Origin of the sequence: Rhizobium beringeri, from assembly GCF_004306515.1 — a bacterium.
Taxonomy (GTDB): domain Bacteria; phylum Pseudomonadota; class Alphaproteobacteria; order Rhizobiales; family Rhizobiaceae; genus Rhizobium; species Rhizobium beringeri.
Genome location: NZ_SILG01000006.1, coordinates 73061 through 98003, shown reverse-complemented (window position 1 = coordinate 98003; position 24943 = coordinate 73061). Strand labels below are relative to the sequence as shown.

26 protein-coding genes are annotated in these 24943 nt (G+C 62.5%); 10 read left to right on the top strand and 16 right to left on the bottom strand.

All coding sequences use genetic code 11. The features are described 5' to 3' along the window. Positions 1-52 precede the first annotated feature (52 nt). Genes ELH03_RS34710 through ELH03_RS34700 form a run of 3 tightly spaced genes read right to left on the bottom strand, consistent with a single transcriptional unit; the run spans position 53 to position 3186 of the window. Entirely contained in the window at positions 53-1225 is a 1173-nt protein-coding gene (locus ELH03_RS34710) for an acetate/propionate family kinase (protein WP_130767491.1), read from the bottom strand. Further along, positions 1218-1571 (bottom strand): hypothetical protein, encoded by a 354-nt coding sequence (locus ELH03_RS34705; RefSeq protein ID WP_130686290.1) that lies wholly within the window; start codon positions 1569-1571, stop codon positions 1218-1220. Before ELH03_RS34705 ends, ELH03_RS34710 begins: the two co-directional genes overlap by 8 nt. Further along, positions 1552-3186, bottom strand: coding sequence for an MBL fold metallo-hydrolase (locus ELH03_RS34700; protein ID WP_130767490.1), 1635 nt, complete (start codon positions 3184-3186; stop codon positions 1552-1554). Before ELH03_RS34700 ends, ELH03_RS34705 begins: the two co-directional genes overlap by 20 nt. Positions 3187-3401: 215 nt before the next feature. On the opposite strand from ELH03_RS34700, the gene ELH03_RS34695 reads away from it, so the two are divergent. Next, a complete protein-coding gene (locus ELH03_RS34695) occupies positions 3402-4049 on the top strand; it encodes a BON domain-containing protein (protein WP_130767489.1) in 648 nt (215 codons plus the stop codon). A 78-nt stretch (positions 4050-4127) separates the two neighbouring features. Here ELH03_RS34695 and ELH03_RS34690 read toward each other — a convergent pair whose 3' ends face one another. Continuing rightward, entirely contained in the window at positions 4128-4637 is a 510-nt protein-coding gene (locus ELH03_RS34690; protein ID WP_165420556.1) for an Hsp20/alpha crystallin family protein, read from the bottom strand. Between the two features lie 206 nt (positions 4638-4843). Between ELH03_RS34690 and ELH03_RS34685 the strand changes: the two genes are divergently transcribed. Continuing rightward, positions 4844-5287 (top strand): hypothetical protein, encoded by a 444-nt coding sequence (locus tag ELH03_RS34685; RefSeq protein WP_018246470.1) that lies wholly within the window; start codon positions 4844-4846, stop codon positions 5285-5287. On the opposite strand, the gene ELH03_RS34680 is transcribed toward ELH03_RS34685, so the two are convergent. Further along, positions 5250-5993 (bottom strand): response regulator, encoded by a 744-nt coding sequence (locus ELH03_RS34680; protein ID WP_130713372.1) that lies wholly within the window; start codon positions 5991-5993, stop codon positions 5250-5252. The two genes, ELH03_RS34685 and ELH03_RS34680, sit on opposite strands and share 38 nt — an antisense overlap. A gap of 122 nt (positions 5994-6115) precedes the next feature. Here ELH03_RS34680 and ELH03_RS34675 point away from each other — a divergent pair, with 122 nt between their 5' ends. Further along, a complete protein-coding gene (locus tag ELH03_RS34675; protein WP_130767487.1) occupies positions 6116-6850 on the top strand; it encodes a helix-turn-helix domain-containing protein in 735 nt (244 codons plus the stop codon). Continuing rightward, positions 6828-8747 carry a hybrid sensor histidine kinase/response regulator gene (locus tag ELH03_RS34670; RefSeq protein ID WP_130767486.1) on the top strand — a complete coding sequence of 640 codons (1920 nt, stop codon included), beginning with the start codon at positions 6828-6830 and terminating at the stop codon, positions 8745-8747. Before ELH03_RS34675 ends, ELH03_RS34670 begins: the two co-directional genes overlap by 23 nt. A gap of 343 nt (positions 8748-9090) precedes the next feature. Here the strand turns inward: ELH03_RS34670 and ELH03_RS34665 are convergent, their stop codons facing one another. From ELH03_RS34665 to ELH03_RS34655, 3 genes are all read right to left on the bottom strand, one after another. Then, positions 9091-9738, bottom strand: a complete 648-nt coding sequence (locus ELH03_RS34665; RefSeq protein ID WP_130767559.1) for a BON domain-containing protein — start codon at positions 9736-9738, stop codon at positions 9091-9093. A gap of 124 nt (positions 9739-9862) precedes the next feature. Then, a complete protein-coding gene (locus ELH03_RS34660; RefSeq protein ID WP_130767485.1) occupies positions 9863-11218 on the bottom strand; it encodes a trypsin-like peptidase domain-containing protein in 1356 nt (451 codons plus the stop codon). Between the two features lie 108 nt (positions 11219-11326). Next, positions 11327-12310, bottom strand: a complete 984-nt coding sequence (locus ELH03_RS34655) for a zinc-dependent alcohol dehydrogenase family protein (RefSeq protein WP_197730032.1) — start codon at positions 12308-12310, stop codon at positions 11327-11329. A 164-nt stretch (positions 12311-12474) separates the two neighbouring features. Between ELH03_RS34655 and ELH03_RS34650 the strand changes: the two genes are divergently transcribed. Further along, complete coding sequence (locus ELH03_RS34650; RefSeq protein WP_130767483.1) at positions 12475-12774, top strand: hypothetical protein; 300 nt, start codon at positions 12475-12477, stop codon at positions 12772-12774. A 1-nt stretch (position 12775) separates the two neighbouring features. Beyond that, a complete protein-coding gene (locus ELH03_RS34645; protein WP_029873000.1) occupies positions 12776-13186 on the top strand; it encodes a universal stress protein in 411 nt (136 codons plus the stop codon). Positions 13187-13613: 427 nt separating this feature from the next. Here the strand turns inward: ELH03_RS34645 and ELH03_RS34635 are convergent, their stop codons facing one another. After that, entirely contained in the window at positions 13614-14072 is a 459-nt protein-coding gene (locus tag ELH03_RS34635) for a pyridoxamine 5'-phosphate oxidase family protein (RefSeq protein ID WP_197730031.1), read from the bottom strand. Between the two features lie 128 nt (positions 14073-14200). Here ELH03_RS34635 and ELH03_RS34630 point away from each other — a divergent pair, with 128 nt between their 5' ends. Beyond that, a complete protein-coding gene (locus tag ELH03_RS34630) occupies positions 14201-15022 on the top strand; it encodes a universal stress protein (RefSeq protein WP_130767481.1) in 822 nt (273 codons plus the stop codon). Here the strand turns inward: ELH03_RS34630 and ELH03_RS34625 are convergent. Then, positions 15019-16881 carry a heavy metal translocating P-type ATPase gene (locus tag ELH03_RS34625; RefSeq protein WP_130767480.1) on the bottom strand — a complete coding sequence of 621 codons (1863 nt, stop codon included), beginning with the start codon at positions 16879-16881 and terminating at the stop codon, positions 15019-15021. The two genes, ELH03_RS34630 and ELH03_RS34625, sit on opposite strands and share 4 nt — an antisense overlap. A 26-nt stretch (positions 16882-16907) precedes the next feature. After that, positions 16908-17231 carry a TraR/DksA family transcriptional regulator gene (locus ELH03_RS34620; RefSeq protein ID WP_130716809.1) on the bottom strand — a complete coding sequence of 108 codons (324 nt, stop codon included), beginning with the start codon at positions 17229-17231 and terminating at the stop codon, positions 16908-16910. Positions 17232-17456: 225 nt separating this feature from the next. On the opposite strand from ELH03_RS34620, the gene ELH03_RS34615 reads away from it, so the two are divergent. Both ELH03_RS34615 and ELH03_RS34610 read left to right on the top strand, forming a co-directional pair. Next, positions 17457-20132, top strand: a complete 2676-nt coding sequence (locus ELH03_RS34615) for a cation-translocating P-type ATPase (RefSeq protein WP_130807001.1) — start codon at positions 17457-17459, stop codon at positions 20130-20132. Between the two features lie 67 nt (positions 20133-20199). Continuing rightward, complete coding sequence (locus ELH03_RS34610; protein WP_130767478.1) at positions 20200-21033, top strand: universal stress protein; 834 nt, start codon at positions 20200-20202, stop codon at positions 21031-21033. Between the two features lie 221 nt (positions 21034-21254). On the opposite strand, the gene ELH03_RS34605 is transcribed toward ELH03_RS34610, so the two are convergent. The 5 genes from ELH03_RS34605 to blh are packed head-to-tail and all read right to left on the bottom strand — an operon-like array spanning position 21255 to position 24505. Further along, complete coding sequence (locus ELH03_RS34605) at positions 21255-22052, bottom strand: sulfite exporter TauE/SafE family protein (RefSeq protein WP_130767477.1); 798 nt, start codon at positions 22050-22052, stop codon at positions 21255-21257. Further along, a complete protein-coding gene (locus ELH03_RS34600) occupies positions 22034-22465 on the bottom strand; it encodes a YeeE/YedE family protein (protein ID WP_130767476.1) in 432 nt (143 codons plus the stop codon). Before ELH03_RS34600 ends, ELH03_RS34605 begins: the two co-directional genes overlap by 19 nt. Beyond that, a complete protein-coding gene (locus tag ELH03_RS34595) occupies positions 22462-22872 on the bottom strand; it encodes a YeeE/YedE family protein (protein ID WP_130767475.1) in 411 nt (136 codons plus the stop codon). The genes ELH03_RS34600 and ELH03_RS34595 overlap by 4 nt, the downstream gene beginning before the upstream one ends. Then, positions 22869-23216 (bottom strand): sulfite-sensing transcriptional repressor BigR, encoded by a 348-nt coding sequence (bigR, locus tag ELH03_RS34590; RefSeq protein WP_130767474.1) that lies wholly within the window; start codon positions 23214-23216, stop codon positions 22869-22871. The genes ELH03_RS34595 and bigR overlap by 4 nt, the downstream gene beginning before the upstream one ends. Then, the gene (gene blh, locus ELH03_RS34585) at positions 23207-24505 is read right to left on the bottom strand and encodes a bifunctional sulfur transferase/dioxygenase Blh (RefSeq protein WP_130767473.1); all 1299 of its coding nucleotides are present in this window, start codon (positions 24503-24505) and stop codon (positions 23207-23209) included. Before blh ends, bigR begins: the two co-directional genes overlap by 10 nt. 116 nt (positions 24506-24621) lie before the next feature. Here blh and ELH03_RS34580 point away from each other — a divergent pair, with 116 nt between their 5' ends. Continuing rightward, positions 24622-24816: a hypothetical protein gene (locus tag ELH03_RS34580; protein WP_130767472.1), complete on the top strand. Its 195-nt coding sequence runs from the start codon at positions 24622-24624 to the stop codon at positions 24814-24816. The last annotated feature ends 127 nt before the right edge of the window (positions 24817-24943 follow it).

The following is a 24943-nucleotide window of genomic DNA, read 5'->3' as shown; positions in this document are numbered from 1 at the left end:
CGAGCTCGCGAGCGGTGAGCTGAAGGCTGCTATGTTCAGACCTGTTCGATCCTTAAAGCCTGTGCCGGCTGATGACTTCGATCGCTTCTTCGGCGATGACCTGTTCCTCGTCGGTCGGAATGACAAGGGCGACGATTTCGCTTTCCCTCGCGCTGATCACGGTCGCATTCATCTTGTTCGCGGGCTCGCTCAACGAGAGACCCAGCCAACCCAGATGGTGGGCGACGCCACTGCGTATTTCCGGTTGATGCTCGCCGACGCCGGCGGTGAAGATGACGGCGTCCACCCCGCCTAGAGAGACGGCAAGCCTTCCTATCTCGCCGGCGATCCTGAAGCAGAAGAGGTCGAGGGCTTCCCTGGACTCCGGATGGAAATCCTCCAGCAGGACCCGGACGTCGCCGCTTTTGCCGGAGACTCCGAGCAGCCCGCAACGGTGGTAGAGGAAATCCTCGAGACGTTCCGCGTCGTGGAAATTGTTGCGCAGAAGGTGGACGACAGCGCCCGGATCGAGCGAGCCCGGCCGGGTCGACATCGGAATCCCGTCCAGCGGGGAGAAGCCCATGCTTGTGTCTATACTCACGCCGTCGACCATGCCGCAGAGGCTCGCGCCGCTTCCAAGATGCGCACAGATGACACGGCCGGCGGCCAGGTCTGGATCGTGTTTCCTGAGTTCGCCGGCGACGTACTTATAGGAAAGACCGTGGAAGCCGTATCTGCGGATCCCGGCGTCATGCAACTCTCTTGGAATGGCGAGCCGTGAGGCAAGACTGCTCTGCGACGAATGGAACGCGGTATCGAAGGACGCTGTCTGCAGTATGTCCGGATAAGCGCTCCGGACTGCGCGGACGATGGCAAGCGCAGGAGGAAGGTGCACCGGCGCAAGATGCGTCAGGTCTTCCATTCTGAGGACGACCTTGGGTTCCAGCAGAACGGGGCCATCGAAGACCTGTCCCCCATGGACGATGCGATGGCCGGCCACCACGGGGTCGAATCCTCTGCGGACGATGCAATCGACGACCTGCGAAACCAGCCGCGCGTCGATCGCTGTGCTGGAGGGAAGATCGACGGCCTCGTCCCCGTCAGAAAATCGGAAGGTGAATCTTGACTGGTCTCCGAGCGTGGCAACACCGCCTCCCAGCCGGAGTGCCCGACCCTCCTTCAGCCTGAAGACGCCGACCTTGAGGCTGGAGGACCCGGCATTGAAAGTGACGGCAACCCTATCCATGGCCCGAAGCCCTGGAGCGTGCCGTCCCAGCAGACTTCGCAGCCACCTTCGTTGCAGCCTGCCCGGCTGCCTCCTTGCTTGCCTCTTCGAAGAACTCGCATGCGTACTCCAGGGCGGCCGTCTCGTCTTCCGGCGAAAGACCGAACGGCGCGCACTGCTCCTTCATCGCCCGCAGGACCTTCTTCTTCAACGCGGCGACCGCAAAGGCATTCTTCGAAGCGAGAACCTCCCGCAGGCAGGTTATAGCGACGACCTCGAGGACGATAAGCTTGCCTTGCACCTCCCCCTGGGTCGGTATCGCGAAGCGTTCTCCGCCGCGCTTGCAGTCACGATCCATGATTAGCATTGAAATCTCTCCTCCCTTCGACCGCCGAAACATCGTCCGGGTCCAGTGCGCGTCGAAGCCTGCGCAGCACGACCGCGCGGCCCCTCTCGTCGGCCACGGATTTCAGACGATCGGACAGGTCCAGAACGAATCCCTGATAGTCGTTGTTCCAGTCAGGCCTGCCGGGCACGACCGGCTTGATACGTGCGGGCGTCGTGTCTTCGATGAGGCGTGCACCCGCCGGTGAAAGCTCGTAGGCGTCGTCCAGCGACGGGCAGACGACCTTTGCGGAAACTTGCTTCGAGAGACGCGCGGACATCGCTTCACGAGCGCGCTCCTCTCCATGGACAAGGAAGACTGCGTTCCGGATCGGTTCCCGGCCAGCAACCCACGCATCCAGTTCGCTTGCATCCGCGTGTCCGCTGTAGGCGTCGAGCGTGGCCATCCTGGCGCAGACGTGAATCTCCTCGCCCTGGATGCGGATATCGGTCGCGCCCTCCTGCAAGATACGGCCAAGCGTCCCCGCCGCCTGGAACCCGACGAACAGCACGGTGCACTCCGGCCGCCAGAGCCAGTTCTTCAGGCGGTGGCGGATCCGCCCCGCCTCGCACATTCCGCTTGCCGCGATAATGATGTGAAAGCCACGGACGAGATCGAGGGCCTTCGACTGCTCGGCCGTCTCGGTGAAGCGGACGTTCGGCGCGTTGAGCGCGCGAAGGAACGCCTTGCCGTGACCGAGGTCGGCCGCATGCTTCTTGAATGCCTCGGTCGCTCGCGACGCGAGCGGCGAGTCTATCATGATCGGGCACCGCGGCACCTGTCCTTCGTCCATGAGGGCGACGAGATCGGTCAGCACTTCCTGAGTCCTCTCGACGGCGAAGGAGGGAATGAGAAGGACCCCGCCGGGGCTGTTCGAGCTCGCCACCACTTCACGCAGTCGGTCCCGTCGATCTTTCAGGGCGTACTCTTCCCGTTCCCTGTCTCCGTACGTGCTTTCGCAGATGAGGTAATCGACCCCGGAAGGCGCCCGAGGGAGATTTTCGAACAGTTTATTGCTCGCGCCGACGTCCCCCGAGAACAAAATTCTTGTCGCCCCGTCGGCGCCGGGCGTCTCGACTTCGATCGATGCGGAACCCATCAGGTGACCAGCATTCCAGTAACGGAACCTTACGCCGCCAACGGTCTCCCGCCACTCGCCGTACTCGACCGCGATGAACTGCGGCAGCATGCTGCGGGCGTCGTCGGCGGTATAGATGGGCTCCACCGTCTCTCGCGCCCGTCTGCGATTCCTTCCGTTGAACTGTCGGACCTCCGACTCCTGGATGTGACCCGAATCCTGCAGCATGATCGTGCAAAGGTCGATCGTTGCTGCCGTTGCAAAGATTGGCCCGCCATATCCCGCCTTCGCGAGCTTCGGAAGCAGGCCCGAGTGGTCGATGTGCGCATGTGTGAGCGGCACTGCGTCGACTTTCTCGGGATTGAATGGGAGCGGCTTGTAGTTCAGTTCCTTTTCCGATTTGGACCCTTGAAACATCCCGCAATCAACGAGAATGCGCCCCCCGACCGTCTCCAGCAGGAAGCACGATCCGGTCACCGAGCCCGCGGCGCCGTGGAAGTGAAGGATCGGATTGGCCATGACAGCTCCTATGTGTTGTCGGGCACTTTAAGGCACCCCGGACGACCGCACGTTGACGAAGGTCAAAGACATGTTCGGTGCTCGCCTGACGTTCTGTCGATTGGGAAGATGCAGGTCGTCGCCGGTTCAATTGACCGAGCGCAACGCCGGAAATTTTGGACGGCGCATCATACCCCGCGGGGCCAACGGGCTTCGGAATCCAACAGGAGGTAGAAATGACGGACTTAGGAATCCAACAGGACATAATCGACGAGCTGGCGTTCGAACCCAGCATCGACGCCGCCCATATCGGCGTCTCGGTGGAAGATGGCATTGCGACCCTCTCCGGTCATGTGTCGACCTATGCAGAAAAGCTGACAGCGGAAGACGTTGCAGCGCGGGTGAAGGGCGTCCGGGCGGTGGCCGTGGAGATCGAGGTGCGGTGCGTAGGTCACAGGCAGCATGCGGACGACCAGATCGCATCGCGGGCGATCGACATCATCGCCTGGAACACGGCGCTTCCTGAGGGACCGGTTCATGTAAAGGTCGAGAGCGGCTGGGTGACGTTGTCGGGCGAAGTGCGCTGGCAGTTCCAGAGGGCTGCCGCCGAACGTGCAGTCAGGAAGCTCGGCGGCGTGGTCGGCGTCCTCAATCTGCTGACGATACGGCCGTGCCCAACGGTGCCGGACGTCCGCCGTCGGATCGAGGACGCGCTGAAACGGAGTGCCGAAGTCGACGCCGGCGGCATCTCGGTGAAGGTTCAGGACGACAAGGTCGTTCTCGAAGGCGGCGTGCGCGCCTGGCACGAGCGCAGCGTCGCCGAACGGACGGCCTGGTCTGTTCCAGGCGTTGCGACCGTCGAGAACCACATTCGCATCAACTGAAAAAGAGGGAGGGGTCGCCCCCTCCCTCTCTCCGCGCCCACCGTACGCCACCCCCTCGGCGCAGCGGAGGGTTGACCGTCAAGCCGCCTTGACCGTGATCTTCTTGTCGTTCTTCTGCCGCTCGGGCGTCTTAGGCAGCGTTACCTTGAGAACGCCGTTGGAGAACTTCGCCTCGATCTTCTCGCTGTCCACGCCGCGCGGCAATTCCAGGCTTCGGTGGAACGATCCGTAGCGCCGTTCGGAAAGGTAATAGTCGTTTTCCTTTTCCTCCTTGGCCTCGTTCTTCTCGCCCTTGATGGTGAGCACACCGTCGGCGAGCGTGACGTCAAGATCCTTGGCGTCGACGCCCGGAAGCTCGGCCGACAGCTCGAAGGCTTTGTCGGATTCAACGAGATCGACGGCGAGCATGCCGCGCGAGAACGCGGCCGGCATCCTGCTGAAGGCCCGGTCGAAAATCGACGGACTGCCGAAGTCGTTGAACACGCGGTCGATCTCGGATCGGAGGCTGTCGAGGGGCCACCAGCGGTCGGCAGGCGCCGCCGGCCTTGCTTCGGTCTTAACGGAAAGTTTCGTTGCAGAGTCTGCCATTGTCATTCTCCTTCTCTCAAGAATGCCGTCGTTCACAGGCGGCGACGCGCACATAGAACAGTCCATCGCGTTCTCAGTCTTTGATCACCGTCAAATCACCCTGGCTTTTGTCATTCGAGTTTCCCCGAACTGGCGATTGACCTGGGACAAGGCCCCAACTGCCGGACCATGCGAACATTTCCTCTCTATCGAGGAGGAAAGCCGTCATGACATCGGGATATTGCGTCCGCCTGCTCCACTTGGACGATGCGCTGATCGCCTACAGCCTGATTCAGGTGGCGGCTCCGTGCTTTTCTGCCGACGATTGGGCGCAAGTGGTGGCGAACGCCGATCGGTGGACGCTCGTCTCGTTAAAGGATCCGGCAGGCTATGTGCGGGGGCTGGCCGCCTACCGGATCGGCGCGCATCCGATCGCCGGACGATTGATGGACGTTCCGATCTTCGCGGTGGCGAGCGTCATTGACGACATGACCATCACGGACCTCCTGTTCACCTCGCTTCGAAGGCGATCGGCGGGATGCGACTACATGCGGTTCTGGGCGCAGTTTCCAGGTGATTTCTCAGAGATGGAAAGCGAAGACCGATTTCGTCGGTGGGATCATGGCCTGATGTTCAGGATCGACCGGAAGCCGTCTCCGGCCTTGCTGTGAAGAGATATCCGACGCCACGAACAGACTTGATCAGGCTTGGATTTGCCGCATCCGTCTCTATCTTGCGCCGCAGCCTGACGATCAGTGCGTCGATGGTGCGGTCGAAGCCGTCGCGGCCACGCTTGTGCGTCAAGTCCATCAGCATGTCACGCGTCATGACACGCCCTGCATGGGTGGCGAATACATGCAGCATGTCGAACTCCCCCGTAGACATCGCCACTTCGTCCCCGGCCGGGTTCGTCACCGCTCTCCGTTCCACGTCAAGCCGCCATCCAGCGAAAAAGAGCACGCCTGCTTCCGGGGGTGCGGCTTCGTTGGAAACTGTGCGTCTCCGCAGGACCGTCCTCACGCGGGCGAGCACCTCCCGGAGATGGAATGGCTTGCCAATGTAGTCGTCCGCGCCGACCTCCAGACCGACGACGCGGTCCATGACATCGTCGCGGCCGGACAGCATGATGATGGGAACGTCCGACCCTGAACGGATTTCCCTTGCGAGCTGGAGCCCGTCGCAGTCTCCCGGCATGACGAGGTCAAGCAGAACGGCGTCGAATTTCGCCCCCGCCATTCTGGCGCGCATCTGTGAGCTGCTGCCTGCCACGTCGACGTCGAATCCCTCCTCGCCGAGATACTGCGCGAGCATTCTTTGGATCCGGACATCGTCGTCCACGACAAGTATGCGGGTCCGTCTGACAGTTCCGCTCGTCATTCCAGCATTCTTCGCTCGTTACGGATTGTTACACAATCGCACCAAGTCTTACGCTTCTCGCATTCCGGTGTCATCAGCGTTCGGTCAAATCCAGGCGACGCAACGGCAGATGGAGCCACGACATGCAAGCGGTATCAAACATCCATTCACTCGAACGGCCACTGTCGCATGGAATGATCGACTTCGCCCCGCTGTTCATGCGCCAGACCGTCGAGACTGCCCAGTCGGGAACCACGATCTTCTTTGAGGGCGACGCCGCCCGGCACGTGTTTCGCATCGTGCGCGGGAACGTCCGCATATGCCGGTTCCTTCCCGACGGCCGCCGCCTCATCATCGGTTTTCTTAGTGCAGGCGACCTGGTTGGACTATCATTTCGCAACCGCTACATGTTTGCAGGCGAGGCTATCGATGAGGTGGCCTTCACCCGGATGAACAAGCGGACGCTGGAAGAGGAACTGCAACTCGTGCCTGATTTCCGGCTTCAGCTTCTGTCGCAACTTCGCGACGAAATCTCCGCAGCGCAGGACCACATGCTCCTGCTGTCGCACAAGAACGCCGAGCAACGCGTCTGCACCTTCCTGCTGCATCGGCTGGAACGGAGCGAGGGACGGGACGGCCGGACGATCAGTCTGCCGATGGTTCGCGCCGATATCGCCGACCATCTCGGCCTAACGATCGAGACCGTGTCGAGGACGCTTACCAAGCTGGTCGCCAAAGGCATACTATTGCCTGCGGACAAGCATCAGTTCAAGGTTGCGAGCCGGTTGGCACTGGCCCGCACCGCCGACGAAGACCCGGACGACGTGTTCGAGGACGTAGACGCAGGAGCACGCTATGCTGGAACACGCTATCAGTGAGACAGACCTGGACCGGATCGTGCGCATGTTCGACGGCTCCAATCTGATCGTCCACGGCTTCGATGGCGTCATCCAGCGCTGGACCTCAGGCTGCGAGCAGCTCTACGGGTGGTCCGCGTCGGAGGCCGTGGGAAAGGTGGTTCACGATCTTCTGGACACGCGATTCCCGGCGGACGTGGAGGAGCTTCGGACCGAAGTGCGTAACAACGGGTCCTGGACCGGACAGGTGGGGCACCGGCGAAAGGACGGTGCCAGACTCGCGATCGTGACGCGGTGGACCGTTCTCGAACTTGGGGATCCGGACACGCTCATCGTCCAGTCCAACAACGACGTGACCCTCAAGCAGCAGGTCGAGGACGAGCTGCGGGAGCGGCAGGCACACCTCCAGTCCATCCTAGCTACGGTCCCCGACGCGATGATCGTGATAGACGACAAGGGTTGCATCGCCTCGTTCAGCACCGCGGCGGAAAAGCTGTTCGGGTACTCACCGCACGAGGCCATCGGGCAGAACGTCTCGATGCTGATGCCGTCTCCGGACAGGGAGGCGCACGACGGATATCTGGATTCATACATTCAGACCGGACGCCGCCGGATCATCGGCTACGGGCGCGTGGTCGTCGGCCTCAGGAAGAACGGGACCACCTTTCCGATGGAGCTCTCGGTCGGCGAGGCGGTCGCCGGCGGCAAGCGGACGTTCACGGGCTTCGTCAGGGATCTGACGAGCCGCCACCGCATTGAAGCCGAGCTGCGGCAGTCACAAAAAATGGAGGCGGTCGGACAGTTGACCGGAGGGCTCGCGCACGATTTCAACAATCTGCTCGCCGTCATCAGCGGCAATCTCGAAATGCTGGAGGCCCGTCTTGCCGAACCGGGGCAGTTGTCCCTGTTGCGGGAGGCGCAATCAGCGGCCGACGACGGCGCGAGACTGACCTCCCAGCTTCTGGCATTCGGAAGGCGGCAGGCCCTCGCACCAAAAGAGCTGGACGTCGGCGCCCTGCTTGGAGAGTTTTCAGACCTCGCCCAGCGAACGCTCGGCGATTCCGTCGAGCTCCGGACGATCATTCCTGGACGGCGGCTGAGCGCAATGGCAGACAAGGCGCAGCTTCAAAGCGCGCTTCTCAACCTTTCGATCAACGCCAGGGACGCGATGCCTGCCGGGGGCCGTCTGACGATCGAGATATCCGGCGTCGAGATCGACGCCGACTACGTCGGGATGTACCCGGCGATCCGCCCCGGCAGATACGTCCTCATTTCGGTCACCGACACCGGCACCGGGATGACGTCCGAGGTGAGGGAGAGGGCTTTCGAGCCGTTCTTCACCACGAAACCGACGGGCTCGGGAACGGGTCTTGGACTCAGCATGGTCTACGGTTTCGCCAAGCAATCCGCAGGACACTTGCAGCTCTACAGCGAACCTGGCGAGGGGACGACGGTGCGCCTCTTCCTTCCACGCGCCGACGCCGGGAAGAATTCCCATCCGGACGAGCAGCGGGCCGAGGACGCCCCGTCTCGGGGCACGGAAACCATCTTGGTGGTCGAGGACGACGCGAGAGTTCGCAGAGTGACGGTCAGCCGCCTGCAGACGCTTGGCTACTCTGTGATCGAAGCTACGAACGGGATCGACGCATTGAAGGAGCTAGAGGCGGGGCACGACGTTGCACTGCTGTTTTCAGACGTCGCCATGCCCGGCATGAACGGCGACGAACTGGCCCGCAAGGTTCGCGAACGCTGGCCGAGGGTGAAAATTCTTCTCACCTCGGGCTTTTCGGAGCCCCATGCTGCGGAGAAGGAGATCGAAGCAGGCGCCGGCTGGCTAAAGAAGCCGTACACGGCGTCGGAGATGTCGACCCGTCTCAGGCTGCTGCTCGACGAGAAGTATGATGGCGATTCCGCTTGACGGCGGGATTCCAAGTCGGAGAAACGGGAGACTCTCATTCGCGCTGTCGCCGTTGATATACGGAACATCGAGCTCGATAGGCGTCTTGGCGACAGTTCCAGTCAACATCCCGGATCGGCCTTTCCAGGCAACAAGCTTTTCCTGACGCTCGCGACGGAGGCTCAGCATCGGCAGGTGCAGAATTTCGTTTCGAAGACGAGAGTGACGCGCCAGTCGGGCAAAGCCGAAAAGACGGTCTGATCTTCGATCTCGGGATTGGTGGCGTATGCGAGGGCGCTCGCAACGGCGCCCTTGCCGCTGAGTGGGCGGAGCGGCTAGCGTCCAGCCGCTCGCAATAATTCGATCACCCGACCGTCAGCCGGTCGTCGAGAGTGCTGATCCCCGGAGCGGACCATGCCGCGCGCTCCGCTGCCTGTCGTTCCGACCAGGTCTCCACCTTGCCGGACAGTATGACGTTTCTGCCTTGGACGTCGATTCTGATTGCATCGGCCTCCAGAGCGGCGTCGCGCTGGAACGCATCCTCTATGCGTTTCTTGACGTCCACGGCCGTAATGCGTGGCTTGAGTTCCACGAGGTTGGATACCCCCACCACGCCGGCGAGATCGCGCACGGCATCGTAAGCTGCATTCTTTTGATATTGCCACTCGACCTGGCCGCGGAGGGTTATCCACCCCTTGAGGACCCGCACCTGCACCGAATCCTTTGGCACGGAGACGTTCCAGTCGAGCATTTTGACAGCCCTACGAGCGATGTCGTCGTCGTCTGTTTCCTTCGGTCCGAAAATCTGGACCTCAATGTCGGCAGCTATTCCGCGTACGCCCTTGACGCGACTGACCACTCGCTCGGCGGCTTCCTTCTCCGCGTAGGTACGCACGTGACCAGTCAGGGTTACAATCCCGCTGTGGACCGCGACGCCGATGCCAGCCGCGTCGATGCTGGGTTCGAATTCCATTTCGTCGAGAATGCTCTGTCTGAGATGAATGTCGTTCATGACAACCTCCTTCAGGTTTGCGACGAGACGATCGTGCCAGCGCCGCAGAATTTCGTCGTTGATCTTCATCAAGCACGAGAGCGACCTTGGTATTTCAGCGGACAGAAAACCGTCTGCGGGGCTGCTACTGGGTCTGCACGTCGGCGGCCACGAAGAGGCGGTGGCCGTTCCTCACGACCGTGACGAGCGCGCGGACATGCTCCTTCACGAGAATTGCGAGCAGTTGGCCGACGTCCGTTACCGGCTGCCGGTCGACAGCGACGATAACGTCGTCTGGCTGCAGGCCGGCCTGTGCCGCGACCGAACCCTCGGCGACGACGACGACGCGCGCGCCGAGACCGTCGGGGGAGTTCGCCATCTCGACGTCGGCGAGAGGGCCACGGGAGATATGGATGGTACGGGGAGCGGCCGGTTCGGCGACCGGCGCGTCGGAAACCACGGGAAACACCTCCATCCTTCGGCTGGCGCGATCGATCTGGAAGGACGGCTTGGACTGCAATGGTAGCGAACCCACAAGTCTTCGGACGTCGGACGCGCCGCGCACCGTCCTTCCGTCGACCATTCGAACGACGTCGCCCGGCTGAATTGCTGCATTCGCAGCCGGCGAACCAGGCCGGACTTCGCTGACGAGCGCCCCCGGCCCTTCATCGACGCCGAACGCTCTTGCAAGACCGGGCGTCAGGTCCTGAGCGACAATTCCGACCTCGCCGCGTACCAGCTTGCCGGTCAGGATGAGCTGCCGCATCACGATACCGACAGTCTCGGCGGGCACTGCAAAACCAATGCCGATGCTTCCGCCGGCGGGGCCGATGATCGCGCTGTTGATCCCGACGACGACGCCGTCCTCGTTTACAAGTGCGCCGCCCGAGTTGCCGGGATTTGTCGATGCGTCCGTCTGAATGAATCCTTCGTACCCCTCCGATCCAACGGCGCGGCGTCCAAGCGCGCTGACGATGCCCATCGTGGCGGTCTGGCCCAGGCCGAAGGGATTCCCGATCGCCACGACGACGTCGCCGACATGGAGCGAGGACGCGCTTCCAAAATCGGCCTGAACAAGATGATCGGGTGGAATTTGAACGACGGCGACATCCGTCTCGGGATCAGCGCCGACGAGTTTCGCTTTGAAGCGTCGGCCATCGGAGAGCGCCACCTCGATTTTCGAGGCGCTTGCTATGACATGTTGGTTGGTGACGATGTAGCCGTGGACCTCGTCGATGACGACACCCGAGCCGGCCGATTGGAAGCCGTGCTCTGCCGGCGCGGCGTCGTCAGGTAGTCCGAAAAACTTTCTGTAGAAGGGATCGGCGAGCGTCGCATCCGCGTCGTCGAGTTCCTTGCCCTGCACCGAGATGCTGACGACGCTCGGCACGACACGCTGGAGCATCGGCGCGAGCGACAGGCTGTTTGCGACGGCTGGAGCCGACAACAGGCTCTCACCTGCGATGAAGAGCGCCCCCAGGGCTAGCAACGAACGCGACATCTCTGATCTCCTCGCGGAAGCGCCGCCGGTTGTCGACGGACGTCTTGACGAAGAAGCTTCCGTTTTGCCCGATCGATCCGCATTGATCCTCGTCAACGAGGATGGCGGCTATGGCACGATGATGGCTGCGCCGTTGATGCGGCCTGCCCGCAGGTCGTCGAGAGCCTCGTTTGCATGTTCAAGCGCGTAGACGATGGTGACGCATCTGACCTCGGCCGCCTTCGCGATCGAGAAGAATTCCGCCCCGTCGCCCCGCGTCAGGTTCGCCACCGAGACGACCCGCCGCTCTCCCCAGAGCAGACGGTAGGGCATGCTCGGGATGTCTGACATGTGGATGCCGCCGCAGACCACCGTTCCGCCCTTCCGCACTACGTCGAGCGCCATCGGCACGAGCTCGCCGGCCGGCGCGAAGATGATGGCGGCGTCGAGCGGCACCGGCGGCCTCTCACCGGAGAACCCGGCCCAGACGGCGCCAAGATCAAGCGCGAACTTCCGCCCAGCCTCGTCTCCAGGACGCACGAACGCATAGACGCTCTGGCCCCGATGCTTGCACACCTGCACGAGGATGTGGGCGGCCGCGCCGAACCCGTAGATGCCGATCGTCCTCCCCTTGCCCGCCATCTTCAAGGATCGCCACCCGATGAGGCCAGCGCAGAGAAGAGGCGCGGTCGCCACCGGGTCCGTATCGTCAGGCAGTTCGAACGCGTAGCCCGCCTCGACGACCGCGTGTGTCGCGAAGCCGCCGTCGATCGTGTAGCCGGTGAAGCCGGGGGCGTCGCAAAGATTCTCGCGGCCCTCCCGGCAATATGCGCAGTGGCCGCAGGTGTGGCCCAGCCAGGGTACCCCGACTTTTCGACCGATAAGACGACGAGGAACGCCCTCGCCCGTTGCGATCACGGTTCCCACAATCTCATGACCCGGAACGAGGGGAAGCTTTGGCTGGGAGAGGTCTCCGTCGCAGACGTGAAGGTCCGTCCGGCAGACGCCGCAGGCCCCCACCTTGACGACGACGTGGCCGGGCGACGCTGGCGGGTCCGGCCGCTCCACGAGACGGAGCGGCCGCCCCACCTGTTCCAGTACCATCGCCCTCACGCTTCCCTCCACCGGCATGTGCCACGTTCTAATTGTATCACCACCTTCCCGACCTTGGCTTGATCCCGGTCAAACATCCGGATTGATGCTCGTCAAAGACGGAACGCCTTGGAGCAGATAGGCTTCTGGACACAGCGCCACGACCTCATCCAAAGGAGACGGACATGCGCGAACAAGAAAAGACCCTCAAGGCAGCAACCGACATAGCCACGGCTATTCCTCCAGTCGAGCGAACGTCCGCAGACCTTGTTCTCGAACGTCGGGACGAGGATCGCTGGGAGGTGACGGCGGCCACGCCGCGAGGCCAGGCGTGGGCGAGAGACCATTTCTGCTGCGCGCTCCGGCAATCCTTCACTGGCACCATGTGTCTCGACATCATGAGCGCCGATCGGCTTCTCAAGGAAGCGCATGGCGATGGACTGACCACCGAGTTCGTCAGCCTGTCTGGAAAGGACATATACTGACATGTTCGCCACAGTCGTCTGCGCCATCGGCCGAGGATCCCGGCAACGCATGCTCCAGCTCGTCGAAACGGCCCGCGCGCAGCTCGCGCCCAACGGAAGCCTCCACCTCGTTCACGCGGTGGAGGGCCTGCCCTCGTCGGCCTCCCCGGACGATTGGGCGGTCGAGGTGATGGCCGCCGCCGAGACCAGACTTTCGGAAGCTTTGCGGTCGACGGGCACTCCTGCTTCGATACACGTCCGCGCGGGCAACCCGTCTCAGGTCATCGTCGCCATCGCGAAGGAGATCGCCGCCGATCTCGTCTTGATCGCCTCTCACCGGGACGACGTGCTCGACCGGGTCTTCGGCTCAGTCGTGGACCATGTCGTGCAGCGCGCACCATGCTCCGTACTCGTCTTGCGAACGACCCGGTGAGCCGCGCGCTTCAAACAACCGTCTTCGCTTCAGCCTCCCTGGCCTGACCGGCGGCGGCGTCTCGATACAGTTCGGCGGCATGCGACAACGTTCGTGACCCGGCCTCGCACAGCCGCGCCACCTCCCTGGGATACTCCTCTAGCTCGCTCTCAACGTAGTCCGAAAGGACCTCGACAGCATCACTGTTGTCAATACTACAGACAAGTCGAGCCAGGAAATCGAAGTATCGGAGCCCCCGTCGCGCGGCGGACGCCGTCAAATCCGTGGTGACCCTCACCGACGCGGCGCAGATCTCGTCTTGAAACAGGAACCCCGTGCGAACAATGGGCGCGAGGTTGGCGTTCAGCGTGGCGCTGCGATGCAGGCTGGGGGATATGGCATGTGATGCTCCTTTTGTGGGATGTGGTCTCGGCTCGAGCTCCGGCGTTCACTCCGTTCTGACTGCGCTCCGTCCCGACACGGCCGTGACGGCAATGCCGTAGAAGACGTGAGGAGAACCATCGAGCATTGGGACCTCGTGGGGCTTCATGGAGCCGATCTCCCACCAGTCCGAATACTTTTGGAGAAGCGACCACGCATGGAGCCTTTCGCTTCGTCGCGCGTCGCTGTCCGGAAACTCCTCGAACCGACCGTCGACGACGACGCTTTTCCAACCGCCGGCGGCAGGACGCTGCTCGACGTGAAGGCAGACCCTGTCGTTTCCCCGCATCCAGTCGAGCTTCTTGCCGGGCATGGTGAAGCTATAGGCGACGCCGCTGGAGAAGGCGAAGTAGATTGCCGCCACGTAGGGCTGGCCATCCTTGCAGCATGCGAGATGACCGAAGCGCTCGTTCTCAAGGATCCGGTAACACTCACCGGGGTTGATCTCCGTCAGATTGATCGTCATGGCCGTGTCCTCCAGCTTTAATGAAGGCGCGATCATAAGAGCATCGTTGCGCCGCGGCCTTGACAAAGCGCAATGCGAACTCTCTCTGCGGCATGCATCATACGGCTGTTTAACCTCAGGAGGCCAGCATGAAGCCGCAGTTCCATCTTCCGTTGTCGACCTATCCCGACGCGAGTTCCTTCGCCATAATCGACAATGCTATCGGCCTCGCTCGGCAGAACGACGCCGATCTCGTCGCAAGCATCCCGCAAATGCGGATCCCCCAGGTCCATCAGCCCTTTCCCACTTTTATCGATGTCGACACATGGCGGGAACAAGCAGAGCGGTATAGCCGGGACAGCGGGACTTCGCTGCGGGAACACGTCGCCGACACTACTTCGGAAACTGGCTTCGAGGTGCGAATCCACGGATTCGAGGTCAGGGAACCGTTCGTCTATGAACGCTTTTCTGAAATTGCCAAGTGCTACGACCTTTCCATCGTCGAAGCCTCGGAGCTCTCCCGACAACTCTCCGAAACGCTGCTATTCGGAAGCGGCCGTCCGCTCGTGCTATTTCCAGCCACCAGCGTCTACTCTCGTGTGGACACGATCGCCGTCGCCTGGGACGGCAGCGCCACTGCAGCGCGCGCCCTTTCCTGCGCACGGGTCTTCATCGAACGCGCGATCAAGGTGCAGGTCATCTCGATCACCGACGACAAGGAGATCGACGAGGCGAACCGCGCCCTCCTGATCTCCTCTTTGAAGCACGCAGGATTGGACGTGGAAGACGTTGCGATCCAGGCAGGCGGCGAGACCGCGACCGCCGCCATTCAATCGGCCGCGCTGGAACGAAAGGCGGACCTCCTCGTCGCGGGAGGGTTCGGCCATTCCCGGCTTCGTGAGTTCATCCTCGGCGGCGTCACTCGGGAACTGCTCGTCAAGGCAGAGCTGCCGGTGCTTCTCGCCCATTAGAGGGCGCGAAGGGCGTTGAGAATGACCGCCACGTCGATGGCCTCCTGAAGCAATGCGCCGCCGACCGGCGGAAGGTATCCCGCTCCCGCGAACCCCATCGCGAGGAGCGAGAGACCTATGCCGGCATAGATGCTTTGAAGCGCGATCTTGCGGGAACGACGCGCGATGCCGATCGCCGTCGCTATCTTGGTGAGGTCGTCCCGGACGAGCACGATATCCGCAGCCTCCGCGGCCGCGGCAAGGTTCTCGACGCCGACCGCGATTCCGACATCGGCTGCCGCCAGCGCTGGCGCGTCGTTCACGCCGTCGCCGACCATCAGCACTTTCCCGTGGACGCGCTCCTTTTCGATGACTGCGACTTTGTCTGCGGGAGCGAGCCTCGCCGCGACGTCGTCCAAGCCCAGCGAGCGAGCTATGGCTGCCGCGACAGCCAACTCGTCACCAGAAGCCAGGACCACTCGAGAGATTCCCGACGCCCTGAGCTGGGCGACGAGTTGGACAGCGTCTTCGCGTAGCCGGTCTTCGAGCGTGATCGTGCCAGCCGGCGTGCCGTCAAACAGCACCTTTACACGCATTGCACTGCGTGAGCCGTCAGCCCCGGACGGCGGCGCCTCTCCGAAATACGTGTCTCCTCCGACGCTGACGCGCACGCCATCGACTATTCCGGAAATTCCGGATCCCGCGGTCTCGGTCACCTCCGATGGACGGCTCAGTACCAAGCCACGTCTATGCGCCTCGTCCACCAGCGCGCGTCCAACCACATGCCCCGACGCCTGGTCCAGCGAGCCGGCGAACCGCAGGATTCTGTCTGGATGCACCGGCCCCTCGATATGGCCGACTTCCGGCTGTCCCGCGGTGAGCGTCCCCGTCTTGTCGAAGACCGCGACGGTGGCCTGGGCGAGTGCCTCGAGAGGTCCCGCACCCTTCACCAGAACGCCCTCCTTTGCGGCTTTCGAAGTGCCGGCCGCAAGTGCGACTGGTACCGCAAGGATCAACGGACAGGGCGTGGCGACGACCAGCACGGCCACGATCCTTGACAGGTCTCCGGACATGAATGCCGAGACTCCTGCAATCGCTACCGTGGCGAACAGGAACCACACCGAGAACCGGTCGGCCAGGCGCATCAGCTTCGCCTTGGAGCGCCTCGATGCTTCCACGAGCCTCACTATTCCGGCATAGGTGCTGTCCTCGGCTCGGCTTAGAACGCGGATTTCGATCGCGTCCCCCTCGTTCGTAGCGCCACTTGAAATGTTGCCACCCCTGGCGATGCGCACTGGGAAAGGCTCTCCGGTCAGCACCGCCTGGTCGATCGTCGCGACTTCGCCGACGAGAGCCCCGTCGGCCGGTACGACGTCACCCTTGCGTATCAGGAGCACGTCGCCGACCGCGACCCTCTCGGTCGGAATTTCTTCGAAACCGGTTCCGGCAAGCCGCAGAGCCGTCCGCGGAACTTGCGCCAGCAAGGCCGACATGCCCTCGTCGGCGCGACGATGTGCGTATGCCTCCAGAAACTGACCGCCGGAATACATGAGACCGACGATCGCTCCAGCAAGATATTCGCCGAACCATAAGGAGGACCCCATGGCCAAGGCTGCGATCAGGTCCAGACCGTATTCCCCATTTCGCACCTTCTTGGCGATCTCAATACAAAGAGACAGCAGAATCAGGCTGGTGCAGCCTACCAGGATCAACCGATATCCAAGGCCATGATCCGCGAGATAAAAGGCGAGTGCGGCCGCAAGCGCAAGGAGCGACGACAGCACCAGAAGGCCCGACCGGGAGCCCGCCGCCCTCAGTCGCGACATGCCGCCCTCAGGCCACGTCCACCTACCCACCCTCCAAGCCGCCGCTGTAGCCACCTCTCACCCTCCCATCAATCCAGAAGTCAGCGGAACGATTTTGCGCAATCGATGCAGAACGGCGTATAGGGAACCGCAGTTAGCCGCTCCTTGCCGATCGGATGGTGGCATTTGACGCATCGCCCATATGTGCCGTCGTTCAGCCGGTCGATAGCCGCGTCGATGGCCGCGATCTGATCGCGCCCCTCGGCTTGCATCTCGCGAAGAACTTCGTCGTTCTCAACCTGGGTCGCACGCTCCTCGCTGTCCTTCTCGAGCGCGACGCAGAGATCCGCATCGATCGCTCCGAGACGACGGACAAGGTCATCCTTCATCGTCTGCAACACGGCCTGTACTGAGCTTTTATTCATTTTAGTGCCTTCCAATCTTGCCTGATCAATGCGGGTCCACACGCGGCATCGTCGGGAACCAATCCAAGCGCAGCGCGTGGCCGCATAAAGCCGCCGTCCATAAATCGGCTCCAGCATATCTCAGTTCGATCGAAGCTCCTTGATCCCGGTCAATGCCTCGTGCGCGGGAGCACATAGGCTGTCGGGGGAGCCTTCAATGAAATCGTCGCGACAAGCCCGGAGCCCATGATGAATCTGACGGCGCAGACACCCGCCCCCACGACGCCTGCGGTGATCGGACTGACAAGCATCGAGGCCGAGGAACGCCTCGCCGAGCTTGGACCCAACACGCTGCCCGAGCCTGAGCCCCCATCGCCGCTGCGGGTCTTTCTCATCCAATTTCGCAATCCGATCATCTACATCCTCTTGCTGGCATCGGCGCTCTCGTTTGCGACCGGCAGGATCGAAGACGGCCTGTTCATTCTCGTCGTGCTTCTGATCAATGCCTCCATAGGCACCTACCAGGAGTATTCTGCGGATCGAGCGGCCGCCGCCCTTCGCAAGCTTGAGCAGCCGTCGGCCAGGGTCATACGGGACGGCGTGGCTTGCAGGATCGAGGCCAAGCGGCTGGTCGTGGGCGATCTCGTTCTTCTGGAATCCGGCGACCGAATCCCTGCCGATCTGATGCTTGTCGATGCAAGTGATCTCCGATGCGACGAGTCGCTTCTGACCGGCGAGTCGATGCCGGTCCCCAAAGGGCGAACCGTCGAAGGATCGTCGGATGAAACCGCCAGTTCCATGCTGCTCGCGGGTTCCCTGGTGACGCGCGGGCGAGCCAAGGGCGTCGTGACCGCTACAGGTACCGCGACCATGCTTGGCGGCATCGCCGCCGAGTTGGGAAGAGCCAGTTCGTCGCAGCCCCCGCTTGTTGCCCGTCTGGCGAAGTTCACGAATGCGCTCGCGGTTTTCGTAGGATTGGCAGCTTTGGTGCTGGTCGTCGCGGGCTTCATGCGGGGCCTCCCTCTGCACGATCTTGTCATGATGTCCGTAGGTCTGGCGGTGAGCGCTGTTCCCGAAGGGCTCCCGATCGCGATCTCCGTCGCCCTTGCCGTCAGCATGCGGCGGATGGCCGCCCGCAACGTCATCGTCCGAAGCATGCCGGCCGTTGAGGCCCTGGGGTCGACCACGATAATCGCCACGGATAAGACGGGTACCTTGACCAGCAACGTGCAGACGGTGACCGAAATTCGCCTGCCGGACGGCGCGGACATCGCCCTGGACGCCCATGCAGATCTCGACAAGTGCGAGATCAGGGCGAGCGGCCTGGACAGCGACCTTGTCCGCGAGAGGGCGCGCAGGCTGCTACGCGCTGCACTACTCGCAAACGAAGGAACCCTGGCTCGCCGCGACGATCTCTGGGTCGCCGCCGGAGACACGGTCGACGTGGCGCTTCTTGCAGCAGGACGGAAGGCCGGGCTGGGACAGGAAGAGTTGAACGACCGATACCCGCTGGCGGCAAGGATCGCCTACGAGCCCGAGCACAAATACGCTGCGTCCTTCCACCACGGCAGTGATCGGATTCATGTCTTCGTCAAGGGGGCGTCGGAGGTGCTCATAGAAATGTCTGATCGCATGGACTCCGCGGGAAACATAGTCGAAATCGACCGTGCGTCGCTTTTGGCGCAGAAGGAAGAAATGGCCGCTCGGGGCCTCAGGGTGCTCGCGTTCGCCGAAGGGGAAATCGGCGCGTCCCTCGCCGGAAGCCTCGGACACGGTCACCTTGTCGATCTCGTGTTCTTGGGGCTGGCCGGACTGCAGGACCCGGTCCGGCCTGAAGTGCCGACGGCTATGAAAGACTGCCACGCGGCGGGCGTGGAGGTCGTGATGGTGACCGGGGACGACCCGCGGACTGCTGCCGCGATTGCCCGAGATGCCGGCCTGAGCTTTCACGCGGGCCAGGTCGTTTCGGGCTACGACATCGATGAAGCCGCTCGAGCGGGCGACCAACGGCTGGACGAGATCACGAGAGAGGCCCGCATCTACGCCCGCGTGCAGCCAACGCAGAAATCGGCGATCGTCGCATCTCTGATCCGCAATGGCCATATCGTCGCCGTCACCGGAGACGGCGTGAACGACGGTCCGGCGTTGAAGAAGGCGCATGTCGGCGTCGCGATGGGACTCAGGGGAACCGAGGTGGCGAAGGAAAGCGCCGATCTCGTCGTCACGGACGACAACTTTGCATCCATCGTCGCGGGGATCGCAGAAGGCCGGGCGGCCTATCGCAACATCCGCAAGGTGGTGCTGATGTCGGTCGCAACGGGCGCCGCCGAGGTCCTGCTCTTCATGCTCGCGCTGCCGTTCGGCCTGCCCATGCCGCTTCTCCCTGTTCAGCTCTTATGGCTCAATCTCGTGACAAACGGCATCCAGGACGTCGCGCTTGCCGGCGGCAGGCCGGAAGGAGACGAACTGGCGGGGCCGCCACGTTCTCCGCTCGAACCTGTCCTCGACCGGACGATGATCCGGCGCGTCGTCCAATCGACGGTCGTGATCGGCGGAGCAGCGTTCCTGGCATTCCAGTGGATGATTGCGCATGGATATGGCGTACCCGAAGCCCGCAACATAACGCTTCTGATCTTCGTGATGTTCGAGAACGTCCAGACCCTGGCATGCTCCTCCGAAAGACGATCGATATTCTCCGTCGATATCCTTCGGAACCGGTTCCTGCTCCTCAGCGTGCTCGCCGCCCAGACGATCCACATCTCGGCGATGTACGTGCCGTGGCTTAGCGGAACGCTCGGCCTGTCGCCGATCACGCCTCTTGAATGGGGCCTCAGCATGCTGATCGCTAGCTCCCTCGTTCTCGTGACCGAGGTCGACAAGCTCGTCTCCCGGCGACGCCGCGATCGTTCATCCCATGCTTGACGAAGATCAAAGAACGTCGCCGCAAGTGCCGTTATCCTCTCGATATTCAACAAGAGAGGTGATCGAAATGTCCATTCGCACGGTAATGAGCATCCTGACTTCCAAATATTTCGACGAAGACCTGAAGGCCGCCGTGGAGTTTTGCGGAGCCTCCGGAGCGCATCTCAGCGCGGTCGTGATCTGCATGGGCGCGTCGCCGATGATGGGAGAATACAACTCCCTGTCGACCGTCTGGCTGGAAGAACGCCAGCGCGAAATCGAGGAACTCGTCAAGAAAGCCGAAGAGATCAAGGCGTATCTCTCGCACACCGGTCTGTCCTACGACGTGCAGGACGTCTATACGGAATATGCTTTTGCGCGGGAGGACATTGCAGAACGGGCGCTCTATGCCGACGTCGTTCTCGTCGGCCGCCAAGCGTGCAAGGACGAGGAACTCCAGAAACGGGTCATGGATGGCGCTCTGTTCCATACGCCGACGCCGGTCATCATCAACCGCGGACGGCGGCCGCTCTCTTCCACTTCCAAATCGATCGTACTGGCATGGGATTCGAGCGACGAGGCGTCGCGTGCCGCAAGGCAGGCCCTCGACCTGTTGAAGACGGCGGAATGCGTCTACGTGACGATGGTCGATCCAGTCTCGCGAGAGCGGGTGAATGGAGAAGAACCAGGCGCCGACATCGCGAGCTTCCTGTCCCGTCACGGAGTCAAGGTTCAGGTGGATCGCGTGGCCAGCGGCGGAAACGCGGCCGACGAGGTCCTGAGGCAGCATGCGATGGACGTGAACGCCGATCTGATCGTCATGGGAGCATACAATCACCCTCGCTGGCAGCAGACACTCTTCGGAGGCGTGACACGCAACATGATCGAGCAAAGCAGCGTGCCAATATTCATGGCGCATTGAGGGGGAAGGACACGGCCGCGTTCCACGCGCGCCGTGCCGGAGTGGCGGCATGTCGCTTTCAGACACGATGGGTACGACCATCTCCATCAGCGACGCCGCCGCTGGTCTCTACAAGATGGTCAACGTGTTGGTGTTGCAACGGTCGCTCGCTCTTCATACGTAAGGGTCACTTCTGGCCGGAAGTCGCGGCTCGCCTGCTGTCGAGGCCTTCGCTTGGCGCCTTAGCCCGGCACCACCGTCCCCCAGTTCCGATACAGGATGTAGCCCGCGACCACGAAGATGAGCGCTGCGAACAGGCGGTTGAGGATGTTCTTATAGGCGCTGAGCCGGGTGGCGAGCAGCATGCCGAGTACGCCGCCGACGATGCCGCCGCCGATGAATTCGGCGGCAAGCCACCAGTCCACCAGGCCTGAACTGGCATAGTTCAAGGCCGTCGCCAGTCCGAACGCACCGACGGAGAGGAGAGAAGTGCCGATCGCGTTGATCATCGGCATGCCCGTCGCCAGCATGAGGCCTGGAACGGTCAGGAAGCCCCCGCCGATCCCGAAGAAACCCGATGCAGCGCCGGCGGCGAGTGCTACGGCGGCGGTGGCAAGGCACATCCTGATGTCGACCGGACGGCACTCTACCGTCACCGCCTTCCTAGGCTTCAGCATCAGAGCGCCGACGACCGCCATCAGGACGCCAAACAGGAATATCAGGCGATCTCCGTCCATCGCCTTGCCGAGACTGGAGCCGCCGAGGGCGCCGACGACGCCGAGCGCGGAGAAGACGGCCGCGCAGCGCCACCAGACGTGCCCCTTGATCGCGTGGCTTGCGAAATTCGCGAAGGCATTCACCGAGACCGCAAGCGCACCCGTTCCGATGGCGATATGCGGCTGGGTCACGCCAACCACGTAGAGCAGTAGCGGCGTCGCCAGGATGGACCCGCCACCGCCGAGCAGGCCGAGCATGAAGCCGACGATTCCGCCGGAGCCAAGTGCCGCCAAAATGGAGGTGTTCACGTCCGTCTGCTCCATACTCTGTCATACAAGGTCATCCCGACCAGCATGGCGATGACGAACAGGAACGTCTGGGGAAGGCCGACCGATAGGGATGCGACGGCCGGACCGGGACAGAAGCCACCGATCCCCCAGCCCAGGCCGAACAAGGCCGAACCGACTACCAGCGCAGCATCGATCCGGCGGCCCGTCGGCACGTGGAAGCTGTCGTCAAAGGCTGGATGCCGCATCCGCTTCATCACCTGCACGCCGATAAAGGCGACGACGACGGCGCCGCCGAGAACGAAGGCAAGGCTCGGATCCCAGTCCCCGAAGACGTCGAGGAAGCCCTGGACGCGGACAGGGTTCAGCATGCCGGACAAGGACAGTCCTAAGCCGAAGACAACGCCCGAAGCGAGCGCCGCCACGAATTGGTAGATGTTCTGGTTCATAACCCCACACCTCGCAGAAGTGCGACGGCGACCGCGCCAGCCGTCAGGAACGTGGCGACCGCCACCATCGACCGCGGCGACAGACGGGCAAGCCCAAGCACGCCGTGGCCGCTGGTGCAGCCCGATCCCATGCGCGAGCCGAAGCCGACAAGCAGTCCGGCCACGATGAGCAGCGGCCAGCCGGTGGTGATCTGCACGACCGGCCAGCCGCCGAACATGAGCAGATAGGCGAGCGGCCCGAGCAACAGCCCGAGCGCAAAGGCGAGATTGGTCGTCAAACCGATCCCTTGAGCAAGACGCCCGACGATCCCGCTGATCCCGGCAATCCGGCCGTTGAGGAGCAGAAGCATGACGGCCGACACGCCGATCAGCATGCCCCCGACCAATGAGGGGAGATACGCGTTCACTTGTCATCCTTTACGCAGAAAATGTCATAGAGGGCGGCGACCAGTTGCGCGGCCTTCTCTTCCGTCAGGCGGTAGAAGATCTGTTTCCCCTCCCGCCGGGTTTCGACGATCCCGGAGCCTCGCAGTACCGTCAGGTGCTGCGACAGATGCGGCTGGTGGAGGTCGAGATTCTCTTCAAGCTCGCCGACCGAATACTCGCCTTCCACCAGGGTACAGACGATCATGAGGCGCGCTGGATGGGACAGCGTCTTCAGGAGGTTCGCTACCTCTCCGGCCCGGCTGGCCATCTCGGCGGGGGAAAGCCCCGCCCTCCTCATCGCCTTTAGATCGGTGGTCATTCCCATGCTGCTCCCTGTAATGCATCGAGCGGAAACTTGAGGTAGCGCTTGCCGTTGGCTTCCGGCTCCGGCAGGCGCCCGCCGCGGATGTTCACCTGCAGGGCATGCAGGATGAGCTTCGGCATCGGCAGCGTCTTGTCGCGCTTCGTCCTGAGCACCACGAATTCTTCTTCCGTCACGCCAGCAAGATGCGGGTTGAACTTCTTCTGATCGGCCACCGTGCTTTCCCAGCGAGGTGCCCGACCGTCCGGCTGGTAGTCGTGGCCGGTAAAGATCCGCGTCTCATCCGGGAGCGCGAGGATGTCCTGGATCGACTTCCACAGGACGCGGGCGTCACCGCCGGGGAAATCGGCGCGCGCCGTACCGCTGTCGGGCATGAAGAGCGTGTCGTGCACGAAGGCCGCGTCTCCGATCAAAAAGGTGATGGAGGCGAGCGTGTGTCCCGGAGAGAAAAGCACTTTGGCATCGATCGAGCCGACCTCGAAGGTCTCGCCATGGGCAAACAGCCGGTCCCATTGCGAGCCGTCGGTGGCAAGCTCAGGCCAGTTGTAGATGCCCTTCCATAGCTTCTGGACGTCCACGACGCGCTCGCCGATCGCCGTTTGCGCGCCGGTCTTCTCTTGCAGATAATGGGCGGCGGAGAAATGGTCGGCATGGGGGTGGGTGTCGAGGATCCACTCGACCGTCAGCCCATTGTCGCGGACGTAGTCGAGGATCGCGTCCGCGTTGATGGTCGCCGTAGCTCCGGACTTCTCGTCGAAGTCGAGTACCGGATCGACGATAGCGCACTTGCGGGTCACCGGATCGGAAACCACGTACTGGACGCTCCAGGTGCGCTTGTCGAAGAAGCCCTTCACCTGCGGCCTGCGGGCAGCATGTTGCTTGAGCCAGGCTGCGGCGGCGCTGGTGTCGAAACCGCGGCTGCGTCCGAATTCGACGACCTTGTCGACAGGCATGCTGCCGTCCAGAACCTCTCCAATCAGATAGAGGTTAAGCGCGCGCTTGCCGGTCTCGCAATGTGCAAGAACGGGTCCGTCTGATTCATCGACGGCTCGCTGGAAGGCACGGACGTCCGCCTCGGTGATCGTGTCGGCTGTGACGGGAATGAACGCATAGGACAGGTCGCAGTGCTTCGCTTGCTGGCTTTCGGCTCGCGTGTTCGGCTGGGACGTATCCTCGTTGTCCGGTCGGTTGTTGATGAGTGTCTTGAATCCCTGGTCGCGGAGCGACTGGATATCCTCGGCACTTGGCTGCGGCGAGACCGACAGTTTCTCGGATATTTCGGTTACAGGCATGACTGGCTCCGTGGTGCCTAACAATATATGATATAATATATTGTATATTAATAGACATTCAATGGTAGGCAAGGAACTTTGTGCTCGCCCTGTGGTCTCCGTGGCCGCGCAGGTTGGTGGCGATTCAACGCGTCGAATTCATCCGCTTCCGTGATGGCCAAGGACTTGAACTCGCCAAGCACGCCGGCATCGTCGTCGCGGCAACTCGGCGGCCGACGAACGGCGAGTATGCGCTGAACATCACGACAAACTCCGGCGTGACTGTCAGGGGCGAACTGTCGTTCTCGGGGACAAAGGGCGCAAGCAAGTAGGGATAAGAAGACCATGGCCACCTTGACGTCCCGGCAGGCGGCGAAGCCGCTCAAGGTGCATAAAGGTGGCTGGCGCTGAGCCGAACACGAAAAGCCCCACGGGGCCCGTCGTCGTCAAAATCTCCGG

Coding starts and splice junctions, on each gene's coding strand:
- ELH03_RS34695 (WP_130767489.1), top strand. CDS start 3,402: ATGACGGACTTAGGAATCCAACAGGACATAATCGACGAGCTGGCGTTC.
- ELH03_RS34645 (WP_029873000.1), top strand. CDS start 12,776: ATGTTCGCCACAGTCGTCTGCGCCATCGGCCGAGGATCCCGGCAACGC.
- ELH03_RS34705 (WP_130686290.1), bottom strand. CDS start 1,571: ATGCTAATCATGGATCGTGACTGCAAGCGCGGCGGAGAACGCTTCGCG.
- ELH03_RS34600 (WP_130767476.1), bottom strand. CDS start 22,465: ATGAACCAGAACATCTACCAATTCGTGGCGGCGCTCGCTTCGGGCGTT.
- ELH03_RS34660 (WP_130767485.1), bottom strand. CDS start 11,218: ATGTCGCGTTCGTTGCTAGCCCTGGGGGCGCTCTTCATCGCAGGTGAG.
- ELH03_RS34665 (WP_130767559.1), bottom strand. CDS start 9,738: ATGAACGACATTCATCTCAGACAGAGCATTCTCGACGAAATGGAATTC.
- ELH03_RS34690 (WP_165420556.1), bottom strand. CDS start 4,637: ATGGCAGACTCTGCAACGAAACTTTCCGTTAAGACCGAAGCAAGGCCG.
- ELH03_RS34710 (WP_130767491.1), bottom strand. CDS start 1,225: ATGGATAGGGTTGCCGTCACTTTCAATGCCGGGTCCTCCAGCCTCAAG.
- ELH03_RS34615 (WP_130807001.1), top strand. CDS start 17,457: ATGATGAATCTGACGGCGCAGACACCCGCCCCCACGACGCCTGCGGTG.
- ELH03_RS34610 (WP_130767478.1), top strand. CDS start 20,200: ATGTCCATTCGCACGGTAATGAGCATCCTGACTTCCAAATATTTCGAC.
- bigR (WP_130767474.1), bottom strand. CDS start 23,216: ATGGGAATGACCACCGATCTAAAGGCGATGAGGAGGGCGGGGCTTTCC.
- ELH03_RS34605 (WP_130767477.1), bottom strand. CDS start 22,052: ATGGAGCAGACGGACGTGAACACCTCCATTTTGGCGGCACTTGGCTCC.
- ELH03_RS34680 (WP_130713372.1), bottom strand. CDS start 5,993: ATGACGAGCGGAACTGTCAGACGGACCCGCATACTTGTCGTGGACGAC.
- ELH03_RS34620 (WP_130716809.1), bottom strand. CDS start 17,231: ATGAATAAAAGCTCAGTACAGGCCGTGTTGCAGACGATGAAGGATGAC.
- ELH03_RS34670 (WP_130767486.1), top strand. CDS start 6,828: ATGCTGGAACACGCTATCAGTGAGACAGACCTGGACCGGATCGTGCGC.
- ELH03_RS34650 (WP_130767483.1), top strand. CDS start 12,475: ATGCGCGAACAAGAAAAGACCCTCAAGGCAGCAACCGACATAGCCACG.
- ELH03_RS34700 (WP_130767490.1), bottom strand. CDS start 3,186: ATGGCCAATCCGATCCTTCACTTCCACGGCGCCGCGGGCTCGGTGACC.
- ELH03_RS34675 (WP_130767487.1), top strand. CDS start 6,116: ATGCAAGCGGTATCAAACATCCATTCACTCGAACGGCCACTGTCGCAT.
- ELH03_RS34635 (WP_197730031.1), bottom strand. CDS start 14,072: ATGACGATCAATCTGACGGAGATCAACCCCGGTGAGTGTTACCGGATC.
- ELH03_RS34630 (WP_130767481.1), top strand. CDS start 14,201: ATGAAGCCGCAGTTCCATCTTCCGTTGTCGACCTATCCCGACGCGAGT.
- ELH03_RS34685 (WP_018246470.1), top strand. CDS start 4,844: ATGACATCGGGATATTGCGTCCGCCTGCTCCACTTGGACGATGCGCTG.
- blh (WP_130767473.1), bottom strand. CDS start 24,505: ATGCCTGTAACCGAAATATCCGAGAAACTGTCGGTCTCGCCGCAGCCA.